19 protein-coding genes are annotated in these 17777 nt (G+C 70.2%); 13 read left to right on the top strand and 6 right to left on the bottom strand.

Annotated elements, in window-relative coordinates:
* Positions 1–49: 49 nt before the first annotated feature.
* Positions 50–1240, top strand: a complete 1191-nt coding sequence (gene tuf, locus BKN37_RS07935) for an elongation factor Tu (RefSeq protein WP_071024155.1) — start codon at positions 50–52, stop codon at positions 1238–1240.
* A 221-nt stretch (positions 1241–1461) separates the two neighbouring features.
* Positions 1462–2286 carry a mycofactocin-coupled SDR family oxidoreductase gene (locus tag BKN37_RS07930; protein ID WP_071024153.1) on the top strand — a complete coding sequence of 275 codons (825 nt, stop codon included), beginning with the start codon at positions 1462–1464 and terminating at the stop codon, positions 2284–2286.
* Positions 2287–2298: 12 nt separating this feature from the next.
* Here the strand turns inward: BKN37_RS07930 and ddaH are convergent, their stop codons facing one another.
* Positions 2299–3156: a dimethylargininase gene (gene ddaH, locus BKN37_RS07925; protein ID WP_194074185.1), complete on the bottom strand. Its 858-nt coding sequence runs from the start codon at positions 3154–3156 to the stop codon at positions 2299–2301.
* Between the two features lie 105 nt (positions 3157–3261).
* Here ddaH and BKN37_RS07920 point away from each other — a divergent pair, with 105 nt between their 5' ends.
* From BKN37_RS07920 to BKN37_RS07905, 4 genes are all read left to right on the top strand, one after another.
* On the top strand, positions 3262–4458 hold the full coding sequence (locus tag BKN37_RS07920; protein WP_071024151.1) for an NAD(P)/FAD-dependent oxidoreductase: 1197 nt from the start codon (positions 3262–3264) through the stop codon (positions 4456–4458).
* 93 nt (positions 4459–4551) lie between these two features.
* The gene (locus tag BKN37_RS07915; RefSeq protein WP_242657145.1) at positions 4552–5169 is read left to right on the top strand and encodes a hypothetical protein; all 618 of its coding nucleotides are present in this window, start codon (positions 4552–4554) and stop codon (positions 5167–5169) included.
* Between the two features lie 3 nt (positions 5170–5172).
* A complete protein-coding gene (locus BKN37_RS07910; protein WP_071024148.1) occupies positions 5173–6336 on the top strand; it encodes a glutathionylspermidine synthase family protein in 1164 nt (387 codons plus the stop codon).
* 14 nt (positions 6337–6350) lie between these two features.
* Complete coding sequence (locus BKN37_RS07905) at positions 6351–6806, top strand: DUF350 domain-containing protein (RefSeq protein WP_071024146.1); 456 nt, start codon at positions 6351–6353, stop codon at positions 6804–6806.
* A 4-nt stretch (positions 6807–6810) separates the two neighbouring features.
* Here BKN37_RS07905 and speD read toward each other — a convergent pair whose 3' ends face one another.
* The 5 genes from speD to mftR all read right to left on the bottom strand — a co-directional run bounded on the left by speD (position 6811) and on the right by mftR (position 12131).
* The gene (gene speD, locus BKN37_RS07900) at positions 6811–8004 is read right to left on the bottom strand and encodes an adenosylmethionine decarboxylase (protein WP_071024145.1); all 1194 of its coding nucleotides are present in this window, start codon (positions 8002–8004) and stop codon (positions 6811–6813) included.
* Positions 7985–9082, bottom strand: coding sequence for a type III PLP-dependent enzyme (locus tag BKN37_RS07895; protein WP_071024143.1), 1098 nt, complete (start codon positions 9080–9082; stop codon positions 7985–7987). The genes speD and BKN37_RS07895 overlap by 20 nt, the downstream gene beginning before the upstream one ends.
* 98 nt (positions 9083–9180) lie before the next feature.
* Positions 9181–10302: a VOC family protein gene (locus tag BKN37_RS07890; RefSeq protein ID WP_071024141.1), complete on the bottom strand. Its 1122-nt coding sequence runs from the start codon at positions 10300–10302 to the stop codon at positions 9181–9183.
* A gap of 180 nt (positions 10303–10482) precedes the next feature.
* On the bottom strand, positions 10483–11529 hold the full coding sequence (locus BKN37_RS07885; protein ID WP_071024138.1) for a DUF2332 domain-containing protein: 1047 nt from the start codon (positions 11527–11529) through the stop codon (positions 10483–10485).
* Positions 11526–12131 (bottom strand): mycofactocin system transcriptional regulator, encoded by a 606-nt coding sequence (gene mftR, locus BKN37_RS07880; protein WP_194074184.1) that lies wholly within the window; start codon positions 12129–12131, stop codon positions 11526–11528. The genes BKN37_RS07885 and mftR overlap by 4 nt, the downstream gene beginning before the upstream one ends.
* Positions 12132–12235: 104 nt before the next feature.
* Between mftR and mftA the strand changes: the two genes are divergently transcribed.
* From mftA to BKN37_RS07845, 7 genes are all read left to right on the top strand, one after another.
* Complete coding sequence (gene mftA, locus BKN37_RS07875; RefSeq protein WP_071024134.1) at positions 12236–12331, top strand: mycofactocin precursor MftA; 96 nt, start codon at positions 12236–12238, stop codon at positions 12329–12331.
* Entirely contained in the window at positions 12316–12645 is a 330-nt protein-coding gene (gene mftB / locus BKN37_RS07870; RefSeq protein ID WP_071024131.1) for a mycofactocin biosynthesis chaperone MftB, read from the top strand. The genes mftA and mftB overlap by 16 nt, the downstream gene beginning before the upstream one ends.
* The gene (mftC, locus tag BKN37_RS07865; RefSeq protein WP_071024129.1) at positions 12642–13823 is read left to right on the top strand and encodes a mycofactocin radical SAM maturase; all 1182 of its coding nucleotides are present in this window, start codon (positions 12642–12644) and stop codon (positions 13821–13823) included. The genes mftB and mftC overlap by 4 nt, the downstream gene beginning before the upstream one ends.
* A gap of 3 nt (positions 13824–13826) precedes the next feature.
* On the top strand, positions 13827–15035 hold the full coding sequence (gene mftD, locus BKN37_RS07860) for a pre-mycofactocin synthase MftD (RefSeq protein ID WP_071024127.1): 1209 nt from the start codon (positions 13827–13829) through the stop codon (positions 15033–15035).
* Between the two features lie 164 nt (positions 15036–15199).
* Positions 15200–15958: a mycofactocin biosynthesis peptidyl-dipeptidase MftE gene (gene mftE, locus BKN37_RS07855; RefSeq protein ID WP_071024125.1), complete on the top strand. Its 759-nt coding sequence runs from the start codon at positions 15200–15202 to the stop codon at positions 15956–15958.
* Positions 15955–17367 carry a mycofactocin biosynthesis glycosyltransferase MftF gene (gene mftF, locus BKN37_RS07850; protein ID WP_071024123.1) on the top strand — a complete coding sequence of 471 codons (1413 nt, stop codon included), beginning with the start codon at positions 15955–15957 and terminating at the stop codon, positions 17365–17367. Before mftE ends, mftF begins: the two co-directional genes overlap by 4 nt.
* Positions 17368–17375: 8 nt before the next feature.
* The coding region (locus BKN37_RS07845; protein WP_165618303.1) for a GMC family oxidoreductase N-terminal domain-containing protein at positions 17376–17777 on the top strand (402 nt) is incomplete at its 3' end.

Here is a 17777-nt window from a genome sequence, read left to right as displayed (position 1 = left end):
AGATCAACCCTGCTGTAACTCAGCACCTACAGTCCAGGAGGACACACAAGTGGCGAAGGCGAAGTTCGAGCGGACGAAGCCGCACGTCAACATCGGGACCATTGGTCACGTTGACCACGGCAAGACCACACTGACCGCGGCTATCACCAAGGTTTTGCACGACAAGTACCCCGATTTGAACGAGTCGCGCGCATTCGACCAGATCGACAATGCGCCCGAGGAGCGTCAGCGCGGTATCACCATCAACATCTCCCACGTGGAGTACCAGACCGACAAGCGGCACTACGCCCACGTCGACGCCCCGGGGCACGCCGACTACATCAAGAACATGATCACCGGTGCCGCCCAGATGGACGGCGCGATCCTGGTGGTCGCCGCCACCGACGGCCCGATGCCGCAGACCCGCGAGCACGTGCTGCTGGCCCGTCAGGTCGGGGTGCCCTACATCCTGGTCGCGCTGAACAAGTCCGACGCCGTCGACGACGAGGAGCTGCTGGAGCTCGTCGAGATGGAGGTCCGCGAGCTGCTGGGCGCCCAGGAGTTCGACGAGGAGGCCCCGGTCATCCGGGTGTCGGCGCTCAAGGCGCTCGAGGGCGACGAGAAGTGGGTCAAGTCCGTCGAGGAGCTGATGGCCGCGGTCGACGAGTCGATCCCGGACCCGGTCCGCGACACCGACAAGCCGTTCCTGATGCCGGTCGAGGACGTGTTCACCATCACCGGTCGTGGCACCGTGGTCACCGGTCGTGTCGAGCGTGGCGTGATCAACGTCAACGAGGAAGTCGAGATCGTCGGCATCCGCAACGAGACCACCAAGACCACCGTCACCGGTGTGGAGATGTTCCGCAAGCTGCTTGACCAGGGTCAGGCCGGTGACAACGTCGGTCTGCTGCTGCGTGGTATCAAGCGTGAGGACGTCGAGCGCGGCCAGGTCGTGGTCAAGCCCGGCACCACCACCCCGCACACCGAGTTCGAGGGCCAGGCCTACATCCTGTCCAAGGACGAGGGCGGTCGGCACACGCCGTTCTTCACCAACTACCGTCCGCAGTTCTACTTCCGCACCACCGACGTGACCGGTGTGGTGACGCTGCCGGAGGGCACCGAGATGGTGATGCCCGGTGACAACACCGAGATGAGCGTGAAGCTGATCCAGCCCGTCGCCATGGACGAGGGGCTGCGGTTCGCGATCCGTGAGGGCGGCCGCACCGTCGGCGCCGGCCGGGTCACCAAGATCATCAAGTAGTTCGATCGCAACGCAGACGGCGCTCACCCGCACGGGTGGGCGCCGTCTGGCGTTTCGGGCGGATGCGGCTGCTGAGATCGACGCGTATACGGCGCAAACCCCCCGATTTTCGGGGCTGAGTGTCAATCCAGACGTCGATTTCAGCGGCACCACCCGACGGCCCGCGACGAGTCAGGGCAGTTGCTAGAACACGTTCCAATTCCGGCTGCTAGCCTGACCGGGTGACCACCAACGGTGCTTTGCAGGGTCGGGTCGCCTTCATTACCGGCGCCGCCCGCGGTCAGGGACGCGCGCACGCGGTGCGGTTGGCGCGCGAGGGCGCCGACATCATCGCCTCCGATATCTGCGCCGCGGTGTCCGACACCATCACCTACCCGGCGGCCACCGCCGACGACCTCGCCGAGACGGTGCGGGCGGTGGAAGCCGAGGGCCGCAAGGTGCTGGCCCGCGAGGTCGACATTCGCGACGACGCGGCGCTGCGGCAACTGGTCTCCGACGGCGTCGAGCAGTTCGGCCGGCTCGACATCCTGGTCGCCAACGCCGGCGTGCTGAGCTGGGGCCGGCTGTGGGAGCTGACCGATGACCAGTGGAACAGCGTCGTCGACGTCAACCTGAGCGGCACCTGGCGCACCGTGCGCGCGGTGCTGCCCGCGATGATCGACGCCGGCAACGGCGGCTCGGTGATCGTGGTCAGTTCGTCGGCCGGGTTGAAGGCCACCCCCGGCAACGGTCACTACGCGGCCACCAAATACGGGTTGGTGGCGCTGACCAACACGCTGGCGCTGGAAGCCGCCGAATTCGGGATCCGGGTCAACTCGATTCACCCGTACTCGGTGGACACCCCGATGATCGAGCCGGACGCCATGATGAAGGTGTTCGCCGAGCACCCGAGCTATGTGCACAGCTTCGCCCCGATGCCGCTGCAGCCGCAGGGCTTCATGACCCCCGACGAGGTGTCCGACGTGGTGGCCTGGCTGGCCGGGGACGGCTCCGGAACCCTGTCCGGAGCCCAGATCCCGGTCGACAAGGGCGTCCTGAAGTACTGACGCCACGCCCGCTTACGAATACAGCTCCAGCGTGCAACACTTCGCCGCGCCCCCACCCTTGAGCAGCTCGGACACGTCCACCCCGATCGGCTCGAAGCCGGCCGCGCGCAGCTGAGCGGCGAAGCCGACCGCGGCGGCCGGGTGGATGACGTGGTAGCCGTCCGAGACCGCGTTGAGCCCAAACACGTTGGCGTCGGCGTCGGCGACCACGATCGCGTCGGGAAACAACTCGGCCAACCGCGCGCGGGCGTCGGCGCCGAACGCCGGCGGATAGTAGGCGATGGTGCTGTCGTCCAGCACCGTCAGCGCGGTGTCCAGGTGGTAGAAGTGCGGGTTGACCAATTCGAGGCTGACCACCGGGATCCCCACGATCTCGGCGACTTCGCCGTGGGCGCGCACATCGGTGCGGAAACCGGTGCCGCCCAACAGCTTTCCGTCCGCCAGCAACAGGTCGCCCTGTCCTTCGTTGACATGCCGGGTGGACACCGGTCGATACCCGTTGGCCACCATCCATTGCCGGTAGGCGTCCGCCTCGCCGGCGCGTTGCGGGTATTTGAACCGGGTGACGATCGCGGTCCGGTCGATGACCAGCCCGCCGTTGGCGGCGTAGACCATATCCGGCAGACCGTCGACGGGCTCCACCACCTCCACGGTGTGGCCCAGCTCCCGGTAGATGTCGTACAGCTGCTTCCACTGGGCCATCGCGACCGCGGCGTCGACGGGCACCGCGGTGTCCATCCACGGGTTGATCTCGTAGCTGACCGCGAAGAACGTGGGCGGGGTCATCACGTAGTGCCGGGCCCGGGGATGCCGTTGCACCCGGTCGCCGCCGGACGCCGCCGCGGCCACCGGGTCGGCGAAGTACGGCATAGGCCCACGATATGGGCGCCGCCAGGCGCAATCAAACACCGACAAACCCCGGCCGGGCGGACGGGTGGTCACCCACGGCCCGCGGCGATCGTGTAGAAACGCCAGGTGACCAGTAGCGCGTTGGGGGACCGACCCACACATGGCATCGTGATCGTCGGCGGGGGGCTGGCAGCCGCCCGCACCGCCGAGCAACTGCGTCGGGCCGACTACCGCGGTCCGCTCACCATCGTCAGCGACGAGGTGCACCTGCCCTACGACCGGCCCCCGCTGTCCAAGGAAGTGCTGCACAGCGGGGTCGACGACACCACGCTCAAACCGCGCGAGTTCTACGACGAGAACGACATCACGCTGCGGCTGGGGTCGGCCGCCACCGGTATTGACACCGCCGCGCAAACCCTGACGCTGGCCGACGGGGCGGTGCTCGGCTACGACGAGCTCGTCATCGCGACCGGGCTGGTGCCGCGGCGCATCCCGGCCTTCCCCGACCTGGACGGCATCCGGGTGCTGCGGTCCTTCGACGAGGGCCTGGCGCTGCGCCGGCACGCGTCGGCCGCGCGGCAGGCGGTGGTGATCGGCGCCGGGTTCATCGGCTGCGAGGTGGCCGCCAGCCTGCGGGCGCTGGGGGTGGCGGTGGTGCTGGTCGAGCCGCAGCCGGCGCCGCTGGCCTCGGTGCTCGGCGAGCAGATCGGCGGGCTGGGGACCCGGCTGCACCGTGCCGAAGGGGTCGACGTGCGCACCGGGGTCGGGGTGTCCGAGGTCCGCGGCCACGACCACGTCGACACCGTGGTGCTGACCGACGGCGCCGAACTGCCCGCCGATCTGGTGGTGGTCGGCATCGGGTCGCGCCCGGCCACCGAATGGCTGGACGGCAGCGGTATCGAGGTCGACAACGGGGTGATCTGCGACGCCGCCGGACGCACCAGCGCCCCCAACGTGTGGGCGCTCGGCGACGTGGCGTCGTGGCGGGACTCGGCCGGACACCAAGTGCGCGTGGAGCATTGGAGCAACGTCGCCGAACAGGCCCGGGTGGTGGTGCCCGCGCTGCTGGGCCAGGACACCGAACCCAAGGTGGTGGTCCCGTACTTCTGGAGCGACCAGTACGACGTCAAGATCCAGTGTCTGGGCGAGCCGCACGCCACCGACACCGTGCACCTGGTGGAGGACGACGGCCGCAAGTTTTTGGCCTACTACGAGCGCGACGGCGTCGTGGTCGGGGTGGTCGGCGGCGGGATGCCGGCCAAGGTGATGAAGACCCGCGCCAAAATCGCCGCCGGCGCCCCGATCTCGGACGTGCTGGGCTAGCCTGCGCCGCGACCGGCTGTCCGGGTGATCGCGGCCGATCCGGGTGTGGGAGACTGCCCGCGACGGGGACAGGACCGGATTCGAGGAGCGGGAGTGGGGTCCAACCAAGATCCACCGGCGGGGGACGACCGGCCTGACGAGGCGACGACACCGGCGGGCGCCGAGCCGCCGGCGTACGCGGAGCAGCCACCGCAGTACCCCTCCGGCGGCAGCATGCGCTTTCAGGACGCCGACAGCACCCAACCCCGCCCGCCGACCGTCGCCGAGGCCCGGGCCCGCGACAAGGCGCTGCGCAAACAGCGGGAGCTGGAGGAGGCGCGGCAGGCGGCCGAAGCCAAACGGCGGGAGCGCAACAGCCGACTGATGGGCGGGGCGGCCGTGGTCGGCGTGGTCGGGGTGGTCGCCGCGCTCGGGTACTGGGCGCTGTCGCCGAGCCGGGTCACCGCGCAATGCGTCCGCGACGACCCGTCCGGGCAGCCGGTGATCGTCGAGGACAGCTACTGCACCGGCCACGGCGGCGGCCTCAACGGCTTCTTCTACTACGGCGGGCATCAGTACCGCTACTACTACGGCAGTTCCGGTGGCATCGGGTCGCGCCCGGTGGGCGGCACCACGACCGCGCCGAAGGGGGCGACGATCAAAACCAAGTCCGGCACCACCATTCACCGCGGCGGCTTCGGCAGCAAAATCGGCGGCAGCACCGGCTCGTGACCGATGAAACGCGTTAGGATCCAGCCCCGGCGCAACTGGCCGGCGATCGTGGAATCCCAGGGCCTGGTCTATGGCACCCCGGCGCGCGACGCGGCGGGTGCGGACCGGCCGTACTGGGACGAGTCGGTGTACTACGAATTCGACATGGACGAGGTGTTGGCCTTAGAGGCCGACGTCGAACTGCTGCACTCGATGTGCCTAAACGCCGTCGAGCAGGTGGTGCTCACCGAGCGCTACGCGGACTTCGGTCTGCCGGAATGGAGTTGGCAGCCGATCGCCGAATCGTGGTACCGCTCGGATCCGCACGTGTACGGGCGCTTCGACCTGCGCTACGACGCGCGGGGCCCGGCCAAGCTGCTGGAGTACAACGCCGACACCCCCACCACGTTGTTGGAGGCGGCAATCCTGCAGTGGCACTGGCTCACCGACCGATTCCCCGACGACGACCAGTGGAATTCGCTGCACGACCAGCTGGTTGAGCGCTGGAAAGCCGTGCGGGAACTGTTGCCCACCAACGAATTGCATTTCTCGTGGACGGGTGCGGAATGGACCGGCGAGGACCAGATCACCACCACCTATATGCAGGAGACCGCGGCGGAGGCCGGTTTCGAGACGGTCGGGTTGACGATCGAGGACGTCGGCTGGGACAGCGCGCTGGACCGGTTCGTCGACCTCGAGGAGGGGCCGATCCACGCCATGTTCAAGCTGTATCCCTGGGAGTGGGTGCTCGACGACGAGTTCGGCAAACACGCGGTGGAGACACTGCCGACCACGATGTGGATCGAGCCGCTGTGGAAGACGCTGCTGTCCAACAAGGCGATCCTGGCGGTGCTGTGGCAGATGTATCCCGGGCACCCCAACCTGCTGCCCGCCTACCTGGACGACCCGCACGAACTCACCGAATACGTCCGCAAACCCAAGCTGGGGCGGGAAGGCGCCAACATCACCGTCGTCGGCGCCGGGATGGAGACCGCCACCGGCGGCGTCTACGGCGAGGAAGGCTTCGTCTACCAACTCCTGGACCCGCTGCCGCAGTTCGACGACATGCGGCCGGCGCTGGGCGCCTGGATCGTCGGCGATTCGTCGGCGGGGCTGGGCATTCGGGAAACGTCCGGGCTGATCACCGACAACGGCGCCGCTTTCATCCCGCACCGCATCCCCAAATGAATGGAGTCGAATCGATGACCGCATCCATCGTGGCACTGCAGCCCGACTATTGGAGCTCCCTGGGTCGCGGGGTCAGCGCCATCGTGCTGTACGCCATCGTCGGGCTGGTGCTGATGATGGTCGGGTTCCAAGCCATCGACCTGGCCACGCCGGGGCCGCTGCGCAAGATGGTCGCCGCGGGGAAACCGAACGCCATCATCGTCGCCGCCGCCGGGATGGTGTCCATGGCGCTGATCGTGGTGGTGGCGATCTACTCGTCGTACGGGAAGCTGGCCGAGGGGCTGATCGCCACCGCGGTGTACGGGCTGGTCGGGATTGCCGCGCAGGTCGGGATGATGCGGATCGCGGCCTTGGTGATCGGGGTGGGCATGGACGCCTTGTTCGAGTCCGACCAGTACCGCAACGAGGTGCTCACCGTGGCCGCGGCGCAGTTCGCGCTCGGCATGGTGGTCGGGGTCGCGATCCTGTGAGCGGCTATTCCGCGCGCAGCGAGTGCGGCGCGATGATCGCGGCCTCCAGCGCTTTGGCGTCGATGGTGCGGGGCCGGTAGGGCAGCGTCGCCAGCCGAGCCCGCATGGCCGCGGCCGGATCGTCGTGCGGGTGTGCGAGACCCGACAAGAACGCCCACTCGTGCTCATCGCTGCCGAAGTAGACGACGGTGCCGAACGTGTCGTGGAAGCGTCGCCACGACCGGAGCAGGGTTTCGTTGCGCCACAGCGTCGGACAGCCCGCCTGGCCGACGACGACGCCACCCAGGTCGCGGCATCGGTGCAGGAAGTCGACGCCGTAGAGCCGGTTGTGCTGGGCGGGTTCGGCGCGCTCGTCGGGCAGGTCGACCACCACCACGTCGTAGGGCTCGGTGGCGTCCGCGACGAACCCCCAACCGTCGCGGTAGTGCACGGTGACCGGCCCGAGTCCGCTTTCGGCGCGGCGCAATTCGTCGGGCGAGTAGCCGTAGGGCAGGTGCTCGGCGCATAACCGGACCGCGTCGCGGTCGATGTCGACGTGATCGACGTGCGTCGCGCCGGCCAGCACCGCGAGCTGGCTGACCACCCCTTCGCCGGAGCCGATGATCAGCACCCGATCCAGCCTGGGGGCCAACAGCAACGCCGGCACCAGCAGCGCCTCGTGGTAGACGAGCTGGCTGAACGCCGTGCTCTGGCGTTCCCCGTCGCTGAACAGGGCCACCCCCTGGGCGGTTCGGCCGATCACCAGGTGCTGGTATTCGGTGTGCACATCGCAGAACACGTCGGACAGCTGCCAGCTGCGGGTCAGGCCCGGGGCGATCGGCTCGACAATCTCGGTGCCCGCCCCGCGATACACCGTCCGAATGTCGCTGTGCGCCGCGGCCAGTTGCTTGCTCAACAGCTGCACCGCCAGCTCCGCGTCGGCGGTGTCGCCGCAGGTGAACACGTCGACGAACATCGCGCCGCGCTCCGGGTAGCTGTGAATGGAGGCGTGGGATTCGGTCAGCATCGCGACGACGGTCACCCCGTGCGGTTCGAAGCGTTTGTCGATCATGTCGCACACCGTGGCCCCGGCGCTGACCAGCGCCTCGCCCAGGATGCGTCGCAGCTGCGCGACGTCGTCGGCCAGCGCCGGGTCCAGCCCGCGGAACTCGGCCAGCACGTGGCGCCCGGCGAAGCGGCTACCCGGTCCGGACTGCATCGGGTGCCTCCCGGAAATGTGTTGGCAGCGGGGGAAACCCGTTGAACGATGTGCTCGCGTAGCTTGCGGTGTAGGCGCCGGCGGCGTCGATGGCGACGGTGTCACCGGCGGCCAAGCTGATCGGCAGCGGGTAACGCTGGTAGAGCACGTCGTCGCCGTCGCAGGTCGGTCCGGCGACGACGGCGTCGCCGAGCGGGTCGCCGTCCCGGTCGGTGCGCAGCCGGTAGCGGATGTACTCGTTCTCGGTTTCGGCGAGCCCGCCGTAGCGGCCGACGTCCAGATACACCCAGCGGCGACCGTCGGTTCCGGTGCGCACCGCCACCACCTCGCACCGGAGGGTGCCGGCCGACGCCACCAGCAGACGGCCGGGTTCGACCACCAGACGCGGTGCGGCCGCGCCGAAGTGGCGGGTCAGTGCCGCGGTGATCACGCCGGCGATGGCCGGCAGGTCCGGGGCGTCGGTGGTGTAGCCGATCGGGAAGCCGCCGCCGGCGTTGAGCGTGCTGAGGCCGCCCACCACCGCGAAAATGTCGGCGGCGTGCGCGATGCCGAGTTCCCAGGCGCTCGGGTCGAGCTGCTGGGAGCCGACGTGGAACGCCACCCCGTCCGGGTGCAGGCCGAGCTGCCGGGCCCGGGTCAACAGCCGGGCCGCCGCGTCGGGTGTGCAGCCGAACTTGTCGCCGAACGGCGTCACCGAGGCGGGAAACGGCAGCGCGACACGGCATTCTACGTGTGCGCCGGGGGCGTGCGCGGCGAGGGCGGCCAGCCCGTCGTCGGTGTCGACCGCGAACCGCCGTACCCCGACCGACCAGGCGTAGGCCACATCGGACGCCTTTTTGACGGTGTTGCCGAAAGTCTGTAGGGCGCCGGCGATTCCGGCGTCGATGCAGGCGTCGATCTCGCCGATGGAGGCGACGTCGAACCCGGCGCCCTGCGCGGCCAGCAGCCGCAGGATCGGCTCGGCCGGATTCGCCTTGACCGCGTACCGGATCTCCGCGCCGGGCAGCGCGGCGCGCAGCGCGCGGAAGCTCTCGCGCACCCGGCCGAGATCGATCGTCAGATACGGCGAGTCGGGCACACGGCGCAGACTACCGTGCCGGGCCGCGGCCCGGATCGCGAGCAGACGCAGAATCGCATCGCAGGTGCCGCTCGCGTGCGATTCTGCGTCTGCTCGCGTTACCGTTCGCCCAGGTAGAACCGGCCGCCCTGGTCGTCGAGGCACTCGGCGGTCAGCCCGTAGGGCTGGCGGACCGGTCCCTGCAGCACGGTGCCGCCGGCCGCCCGGACCACCGCGACGGCGGCGCCGATGTCGGCGACCGTCCACATCGGCACCGTGAGCGGCTGCGGGCTGCCGCCCGCGACGCCGGCCATCGGATGCACCGGGGCGATCTGCCAGCCGTCGTCGACGTTGCCGGGCGCAAAGGTCCAGCCCAACACCCGACCGTAGAAATCCCGGAAGCCGGCCGAATCCGGCACGTGGTAGGTGACATACGACAGTTCACCGGGCCGGGATCCGTTGCGCGTCGGGCGTTTCTGCTCGCCGGAGGACTGATAGACGGCGAACGGGCCACCCTGCGGATCGGTGGCGTTGAGCACGGCGCCGTGGTCGAAGTCGTAGGTTTGGCCGGGCTTGCCGCCCGCCTCGGCGATGGCGTGCCGGGCGGCGTCCAGGTCGGCGACCGCATAGCAGCAGAACAGGGTGGCGAGTTCGCCGGCGGCGAAGATACCCGTCGGCAGATCGGTATTCGTCACCTGATGCGAGTCGGGGTCATACGTCCAGCCCAGCACCTGGCCGTAGAACGCCGCCGCCCGGTCGGCGTCGGGCGTCCACACCGACACGTAGCCGATGTCGCCGTGCTGGATCGTGGCAGCCGCTTCCGGTATCGGGCCGACCAGCATCCACCGGTGCCCGAACGGGTCGGCGATGGTGGCGTTGCGGTTGCCGTAGTTGTCGTAGGCCTCGCGCAGCACCTGCGCGCCGCGGTCCTGCGCCCGCTGCAGGACGGTGTCGGTGTCGGGCACCGGCAGCATCAGGCTGACCGAGATCGCGTCCGCGGACGGTGCCCGCAGACCGAACTCGGGGTATTCGTCGGCGAGATAGAGCACGCCGTCGCCGATCGCCAGCTCCGCGTGCCCGACCCGGCCGTCGTCCATCACAATGGGCTCCCCAACGACGGTGCCGCCGAAAGTGTCGGTGTACCAGTCCAGCGCGCGCCGCGCGTCGGTGACGGCCAGGTAGGGCAGGGCGGCGGCGCGGGGCGCCGTGGGCGCGTTGCCTTGCGCGGTCGGCTCGCTCATGACGACTCCTTCGGTTCCGGTCGGCGGGTCCGACGCCGGATCGTGCTCACCCCTCTATCGTCGCGGCGGCGGGCGGATCTGACGCGGATTTTCCCGATTTGCCGGGCGCGAGCGTGCGCAGACCCGGGAATCTGTGCGGCGTGTCGACCGGGGACACGCACACTCGCGGGAAGCGCAACCCTAGTCCCAGCGCACCGGGGGGCCGTGCGGCGCGCTGACGCCCAGGATTTCGTCGCCGCCGTCCGGCCAGCACCGGGCCGACACCAAAAATTCGTGCGCCGCCTCGGGGGTGCGGCGCCGCGGCTCCAGGCTCAGCCACGCCAGCGGGGCGTCGGCGTCGGCGCGGGCGCCCAGCGCGGTGACCGCGGCGGTGACCTGGGCCTGTTCGCGTGCGGTGAGGTACTGCCAGGTCACCGAATGCCACAGCACGGTCAGGCTGCCGCGGGCCAGCCGCAGCCCGCGGACGGCCTCGGCCGCCGACACCCGCTGCAGCCGGGCCGGGACCCGGCGGGCGATCTCGATCGCCCCGCGCAGCCGCTGCCCCCGCCCCGGCATGTCCGGCCACCCGTAGCTGAGCAGGGTGAGCCGGTCGTCGGCCCGGGCGACGTCCATCGGGGCGATGTCGAAACCGTGCCGCGCGACGATCCGCAGCGGCGCCTCGGGCGGCCGCCGCCCGCGCCACGCGTCGTCGATCACCACCGCCGAGTCGGCCGGACCCCACACCCCGCCGGGGTACCGGTACCGATAGTGGTCGGCGCGCAGGTTGAGTCCGGCGCTGGCCCCGATCTCGAAAAGGCGCACCGGCAACGGGAATCGGTGCGCCACAAACAGCAGCCCCCCGATCAGCGCCGCGGAGCGGCCGACCTCGTTGGTCTGCGGCGGCCGGTCCAGCGCGGCGCGCAACGCGGTGATCGCAGCGCGCGCGGCGGCCACCACGTCGGGCCAGGCGGCCGCGGTGTCCCAGGCGCCGCCGACGCTGGGATACCAGCGGCGCAGGGCCGGCGCGCTGCCGTCGAGCACCAGCCGGTGCAGGCCGCCGAGCAACCGCAGCGCCAGCGCCGACGGGCCCGGATCGGTTTCGTGGCCCGCCAGCACCTCGGCGAACACGCCGCCCGCCCCGACGTCCTCGACGATCCGGGTCAGCAGCTGCCCGTACATCGGCGACCCCAACGCCGTGCAGGCGCGGGCCTGCGCGGCGAAGGTGTCCGCCAGGTGGGTGGGGCTCACCGCGACTCCAGCGCATCCAGGCCGGCGGCCACCACGTCGAACGCGTTGCCCAGCGCCTGCGGCAACGATTCGGCTTCGTCGGCCAGCCAGTGCTCGTAGGCGCTGAGCGCCACCCCCAGCATTGTCCAGGCCACCGTCTGCGGCAGCAGGTCGCTGGGCGCCGCCCCGGAGCGCTTCGCGACGAACGCCGCGATCACCTCCCGCCAGCCGGCGTACATCGTCATCGAGTAGGCCTGCAGCTCGGCGGTCTGCAGGATCACCCGCATGCGTTGCCGGTGCCGGGCGGTCTCGGATTCGTCGAAGGTGTTGAACGCCAACAGCGCTGCCCGCAGCGCGGCACCGAGCGGAACGTCGGGGTCGACGGCCTCCAGCAGCTCCCGCAGGTGCTGCAGGTGTGCGTCGAAGTCGCCCCACGGGATCGCATTCTTGGAGGCGTAATACCGGAACAGGCTGCGCCGGGCGATCCCGGCGGCCTGCGCCACGTCGTCGACGCTGACCTCGTCGAAGCCGTGCCGGGCGAACAGGTCGATGGCCACGTCGGTGATGTGGTGCGGCGTGGTGGACCGTCGCCGGCCCACCCGCGCCCCTGGTGCGGTCCCCATCCCGACCCCCTCTTCCGTTTCGGCACTCGATGCCATATTCTTACCCAGATTGTGATCAAGCCAACACCGGTTTGGCGAACTCAGTGTGACGAAAGGCCAGCGCAATGGACCAGAACCAGCAGAACGACACCGCCGCCGAGCTCGTGACCGAGACCCTGGTCGAAGAGGTGTCCATCGACGGGATGTGCGGGGTCTACTGACCGTGACCGCTGCTGCCGCGCCGGCGGGGCCGGGCCCGGGCGGGTTCGACCCCGCCCGCGGCTGGCGGCTGCATCCCCAGGTGGCGCTGCGGCCCGAGCCGTTCGGCGCCCTGCTGTACCACTTCGGCACCCGCAAGCTGTCGTTTCTGAAAAACCGCACCATCGTGGCCGTCGTGCAGTCGCTGGCCGATCACCCCGATATCGGATCCGCCTGTCGCGCAGCGGGAGTCGACGAGTCCGACCAGGGGCCGTACCTGCATGCCCTCGGCGTGCTGGCCGGCTCCCAGATGCTGGTTCCCAGGGAGAACACATGACCTCCGTTGCCCCGGTTCCCCGGCTGATCGAGCAGTTCGAACACGGGCTGGACGCCCCGATCTGCTTGACCTGGGAATTGACCTACGCCTGCAACCTGGCGTGCGTGCACTGCCTGTCGTCGTCGGGCAAACGCGATCCGCGTGAGCTGTCCACCCGACAGTGCAAGGACATCATCGACGAGCTGGAACGCATGCAGGTGTTCTATGTCAACATCGGCGGCGGGGAACCCACTGTGCGCCCGGACTTTTGGGAGTTGGTGGACTACGCCACCGCCCACCACGTCGGGGTGAAGTTCTCCACCAACGGGGTGCGGATCACCCCCGAGGTGGCGGCCCGGCTGGCCGCCAGCGACTACGTCGATGTGCAGATCTCGCTGGACGGCGCGACCGCGGAGGTCAACGACGCGGTCCGCGGCGCCGGTTCGTTCGCGATGGCCACCCGCGCGTTGGAGAACCTGGCCGCCGCCGGGTTCGCCGACGCCAAGATCTCGGTGGTGGTCACCCGGCACAACGTCGACCAGCTCGACGAGTTCGCCGCGCTGGCCCGCCGCTACGGCGCCACCCTGCGGATCACCCGGCTGCGGCCGTCGGGGCGGGGCGCCGACGTGTGGGACGACCTGCACCCCACCGCCGACCAGCAGGTGCAGCTGTATGACTGGCTGGTCGCCAAGGGCGACCGGGTGCTGACCGGGGACTCGTTCTTCCACCTGTCCGGGCTGGGCGAGCCGGGTGCCCTCGCCGGTTTGAACATGTGCGGCGCCGGCCGGGTGGTGTGTTTGATCGACCCGGTGGGCGACGTCTACGCCTGCCCGTTCGCCATCCACGACCGCTTCCTGGCCGGAAACGTGTTGACCGACGGCGGCTTTGACAACGTCTGGAAAAACGCCCCGCTGTTCCGCGAGCTGCGGGAGCCGCAGTCGGCGGGTGCCTGCGGCAGCTGCGGCCACTACGACAGGTGCCGCGGCGGCTGCATGGCGGCCAAGTTCTTCACCGGTCTGCCGCTCGATGGCCCCGACCCGGAATGCGTCCAGGGCTACGGCGCCCCGGCGTTGGCCCGCCACCGGGACAAGCCGCGCCCGTCCGGCGACCACTCGCACGGCCGGCGCGCGACCGGACCGGTGCCGCTGACCCTGTCCACCCGCCCCCCGGCCCGCCTCTGCAACGAAAGCCCGATCTGATCCATGGCTCGTGACATCTGGTTCGAAACCGTCGCCATCGCCCAACAGCGGGCGAAAAAGCGACTGCCGAAGTCGGCGTACTCCTCGCTGATCTCCGCCAGCGAAAAAGGGGTGACCGTCTCCGACAACGTGGAGGCGTTCAGCGAACTCGGTTTCGCCCCGCACGTGGTCGGGGCGCCGGCCAAACGCGACCTGGCGACAACGGTGATGGGGCAAGAGGTTTCGCTGCCGGTGATCATCTCGCCGACCGGTGTGCAGGCCATCGACCCGGACGGGGAAGTCGCGGTGGCGCGCGCCGCGGCCGCCCGCGGCACCGCCATGGGGTTGTCCTCGTTCGCCAGTAAGCCGATCGAGGACGTCGTCGACGCCAACCCCAAGGTGTTCTTCCAGATCTACTGGCTGGGCGGTCGCGACGCGATCGCCGAGCGGGTGGAGCGGGCCCGCGCGGCCGGGGCGGTCGGGCTGATCGCCACCACCGACTGGACCTTCTCGCACGGGCGCGACTGGGGCAGCCCCAAGATCCCCGAGCAAATGAACCTGCGCACCATGCTGCGGATGGCCCCGGAAGTGCTCACCAAACCGCGCTACCTGTGGAGCTGGGGCAAACATCTGCGCCCACCGGAGCTGCGGGTGCCCAACCAGGGCCGCCGCGGCGAAGCCGGGCCGCCGTTCTTTGACGCCTACGGCGAATGGATGGGGACCCCGCCGCCGACCTGGGAGGACATCGCCTGGCTGCGTGAGCTGTGGGGCGGACCGTTCATGCTGAAAGGCGTGATGCGCGTCGACGACGCCAAACGTGCTGTGGACGCTGGTGTTTCGGCGATCTCGGTGTCGAATCACGGCGGCAACAACCTGGACGGCACACCGGCGGCGATCCGCGCGCTGCCCGCGGTGGCGGCCGCGGTCGGCGATCAGGTCGAGGTGCTGCTGGACGGCGGCATCCGGCGCGGCAGCGACGTGGTCAAGGCGCTGGCCCTGGGAGCCCGGGCGGTGATGATCGGCCGGGCCTACCTGTGGGGCCTGGCGGCGGCCGGCCAGCCCGGGGTGGAGAACGTGCTCGACATTTTGCGCGGCGGTATCGACTCGGCACTGATGGGGCTGGGCTGCGGGTCGGTGCACGACCTGTCCGCCGACCACATTTTGGTGCCCGACGGGTTTGCCCGGGCGCTCGGCGTGCCCGCCGGTCCGGCCGGCGGGACGGCCTCGACCTAGCCCGCCGACCGCCCACCGGCGGTGCGGTTCGGGCGGCCCCGCGACGCCCGGCACGGCGGCTGGTACGGACGGGGCAGGGGTGGCTGACGGGGCCGCAGGCTGCTCGATAGTCTAAGAACGTCGAAAAATATTCACCCAGACGGCTAACAAGTGGTGCACGGCAGGTGAATTCGTCTTACCATCGGCGAGTGGCTGTCCACGGCGATCTCGGCACCTCGACGTCGAGCCAGCTGCTAGGGCTGTCGCCGGCGCTCCTGGTCCCGGTCGGGTCGACCGAACAACATGGTCCTCACCTGCCGCTGGACACCGATACCCGGATCGCCGCCGCGGTTGCCCAGTCGGTGGCGGCGCGCCTGACCGGCGACCCCTCCGCGGCCGCCCCGCGCCAGCAGTGGCTGGTGGCCCCGCCCGTCGCCTACGGGGCCAGCGGTGAACATCAGAGCTTCCCCGGCACGGTGTCGATCGGCACCGAGGCCCTGACCACGCTGCTGGTGGAGTACGGCAGGTCGGCCAGCTGCTGGTCGCCGCGGCTGGTGTTCGTCAACGGTCACGGCGGCAATGTGGCGGCGCTGCGCTCGGCGGTGAGCCTGCTTCGGGCCGAGGGCCGCGACGCCGGCTGGTGCCCGTGCACGGTGGCTGGCGCCGACGCGCACGCCGGCCACACCGAAACATCGATATTGCTGCATATTTCACCGGGTGAGGTGCGGACCGACCGCTGGCGTCCGGGAAACAGCGCCCCCTTGCCCGAGCTGATACCGTCGATGCGTCGCGGCGGAGTCGCGGCGGTGAGCGAGGTAGGAGTGTTGGGGGACCCGACCACGGCGACCGTCGAAGAGGGGGAGCGTCTGTTCGCGGAGATGGTGGTTGGCTGCGCCCGGGCCATCAGCGGCTGGGCACCCGGGGCCGACGGGATGCTGACATGACCCCGACCCGGCTGCCCGACGGGTTTGCTGTGCAGGTGGACCGACGGGTCCGCGTGCTGGGTCGCGGCTCGGCGCTGCTGGGCGGATCCCCGACCCGGCTGCTGCGGCTGGCCCCCGACGCGCAGGTGATGCTCTCCGACGGTCGCCTCGAGGTGCACGACGCGGTGAGCGCGCAGCTGGCCCGCACGCTGCTCGACGCCACCGTGGCCCACCCGCGGCCGTCCGGGGGACCCTCGCACCGCGACGTCACCGTGGTGATCCCGGTGCGCGACAACAGTTCTGGCCTACAACGCCTGGTGTCCTCGCTGCGCGGGCTGCGGGTCATCGTGGTCGACGACGGATCGGCCACCCCGGTGAGCCAGGATGACTTCGCCGGCGCCCACTGCGACATCGAGGTGTTGCACCACCGGCAGCCGCGCGGCCCGGCCGCCGCCCGCAACACCGGGCTGGCGGCGTGTCAGACCGATTACGTCGCGTTCCTGGACTCCGATGTGGTGCCGCGCCGCGGCTGGCTGGAGGCGCTGCTCGGGCACTTCTGCGATCCCACCGTCGCGCTGGTGGCGCCGCGCATCGTGAGCCTGACCCACAGCGACCACCTGGTGGCCCGCTACGAAGCCGTGCACTCCTCACTGGACCTGGGCCACCGGGAGGCGCCGGTGGTGCCCTACGGCACGGTGTCCTACGTGCCCAGCGCGGCGATCATCTGCCGCCGGTCCGCGCTGGGCGAGATCGGCGGATTCGACGACACCCTGCAGTCCGGTGAAGACGTCGACCTGTGTTGGCGGCTGGTGGAAGCCGGTGCGCGGCTGCGCTACGAACCGATCGCGCTGGTGGCGCACGACCACCGCACCGTACTGCGGGATTGGTTTGCGCGCAAGGCTTTCTACGGTGGTTCCGCGGCCCCGCTGTCGGCCCGGCACCCCGACAAGACGGCCCCGCTGGTGATCTCCGGGTGGACGCTGGTGCTGTGGGTGCTGATGGCGATCGGCTCGCGGATGGGCTACCTGTTCTCCGCGGCGGTCGCCGCCATGACCGGAAACCGGATCGCCAGCGCCATGCGCGGCCCGGACACCGGCGCCCGGGACGTCGCGGTGGTGACCGCCCGCGGGCTCGGCTCGGCGGGGCTGCAGCTGGCGTCGGCGCTCTGTCGGCATTACTGGCCGGTCGCGCTGCTGGCGGCCCTGCTGTCGCGGCGGTGCCGGCAGGCGGTGCTGATCGCCGCCGTCCTGGACGGCGTGGTGGACTGGCTGCGGCACACCCGGGCCACCGACAGCGAGGTCAAACCGATCGGGCTGGTGTCCTACCTGTTGCTCAAACGCCTCGACGACTTGGCGTACGGCATCGGCCTGTGGAGTGGGGTAGTGCGCGAACGCAATATCGCCCCGCTCAAACCGCAGATCAGAACCTGACCGCCCCGTTGGCCGCCACGCACCACAGCGATGTCCTGATCATCGGCGCGGGCAGTGCTGGATCGGTTGTCGCCGAGCGGCTTTCCACCGACGCCAATTGCCGGGTGACGATTGTGGAGGGCGGTGTCGGGCTGACCGATCCCGGGTTGTTGGCCCAAACCACCAACGGGTTGCAGCTGCCGATCGGGGTGGCCAGCCAACTGGTTCGCCGCTACCAGACCGAGCTCACCGAAGCCGAGGCCAGCCAGGTGACGATCGTGCGGGGCGCCACGGTGGGCGGGTCGGGTGCGGTCAACGGCGGCTATTTCTGCCGGGCGCTGCCCCGCGACTTCGACACCGGCCTACCCGGCTGGGCGTGGGCGGATGCGCTCACCCACTTCCGCGCCATCGAAACCGACCTGGATTTCGAC

The sequence above is a fragment of the Mycobacterium talmoniae genome, from assembly GCF_001854525.1.
Taxonomy (GTDB): domain Bacteria; phylum Actinomycetota; class Actinomycetes; order Mycobacteriales; family Mycobacteriaceae; genus Mycobacterium; species Mycobacterium talmoniae.
Note: the sequence above shows the minus strand (reverse complement) of the source record. Positions and strands in the feature narration are given on the sequence as shown.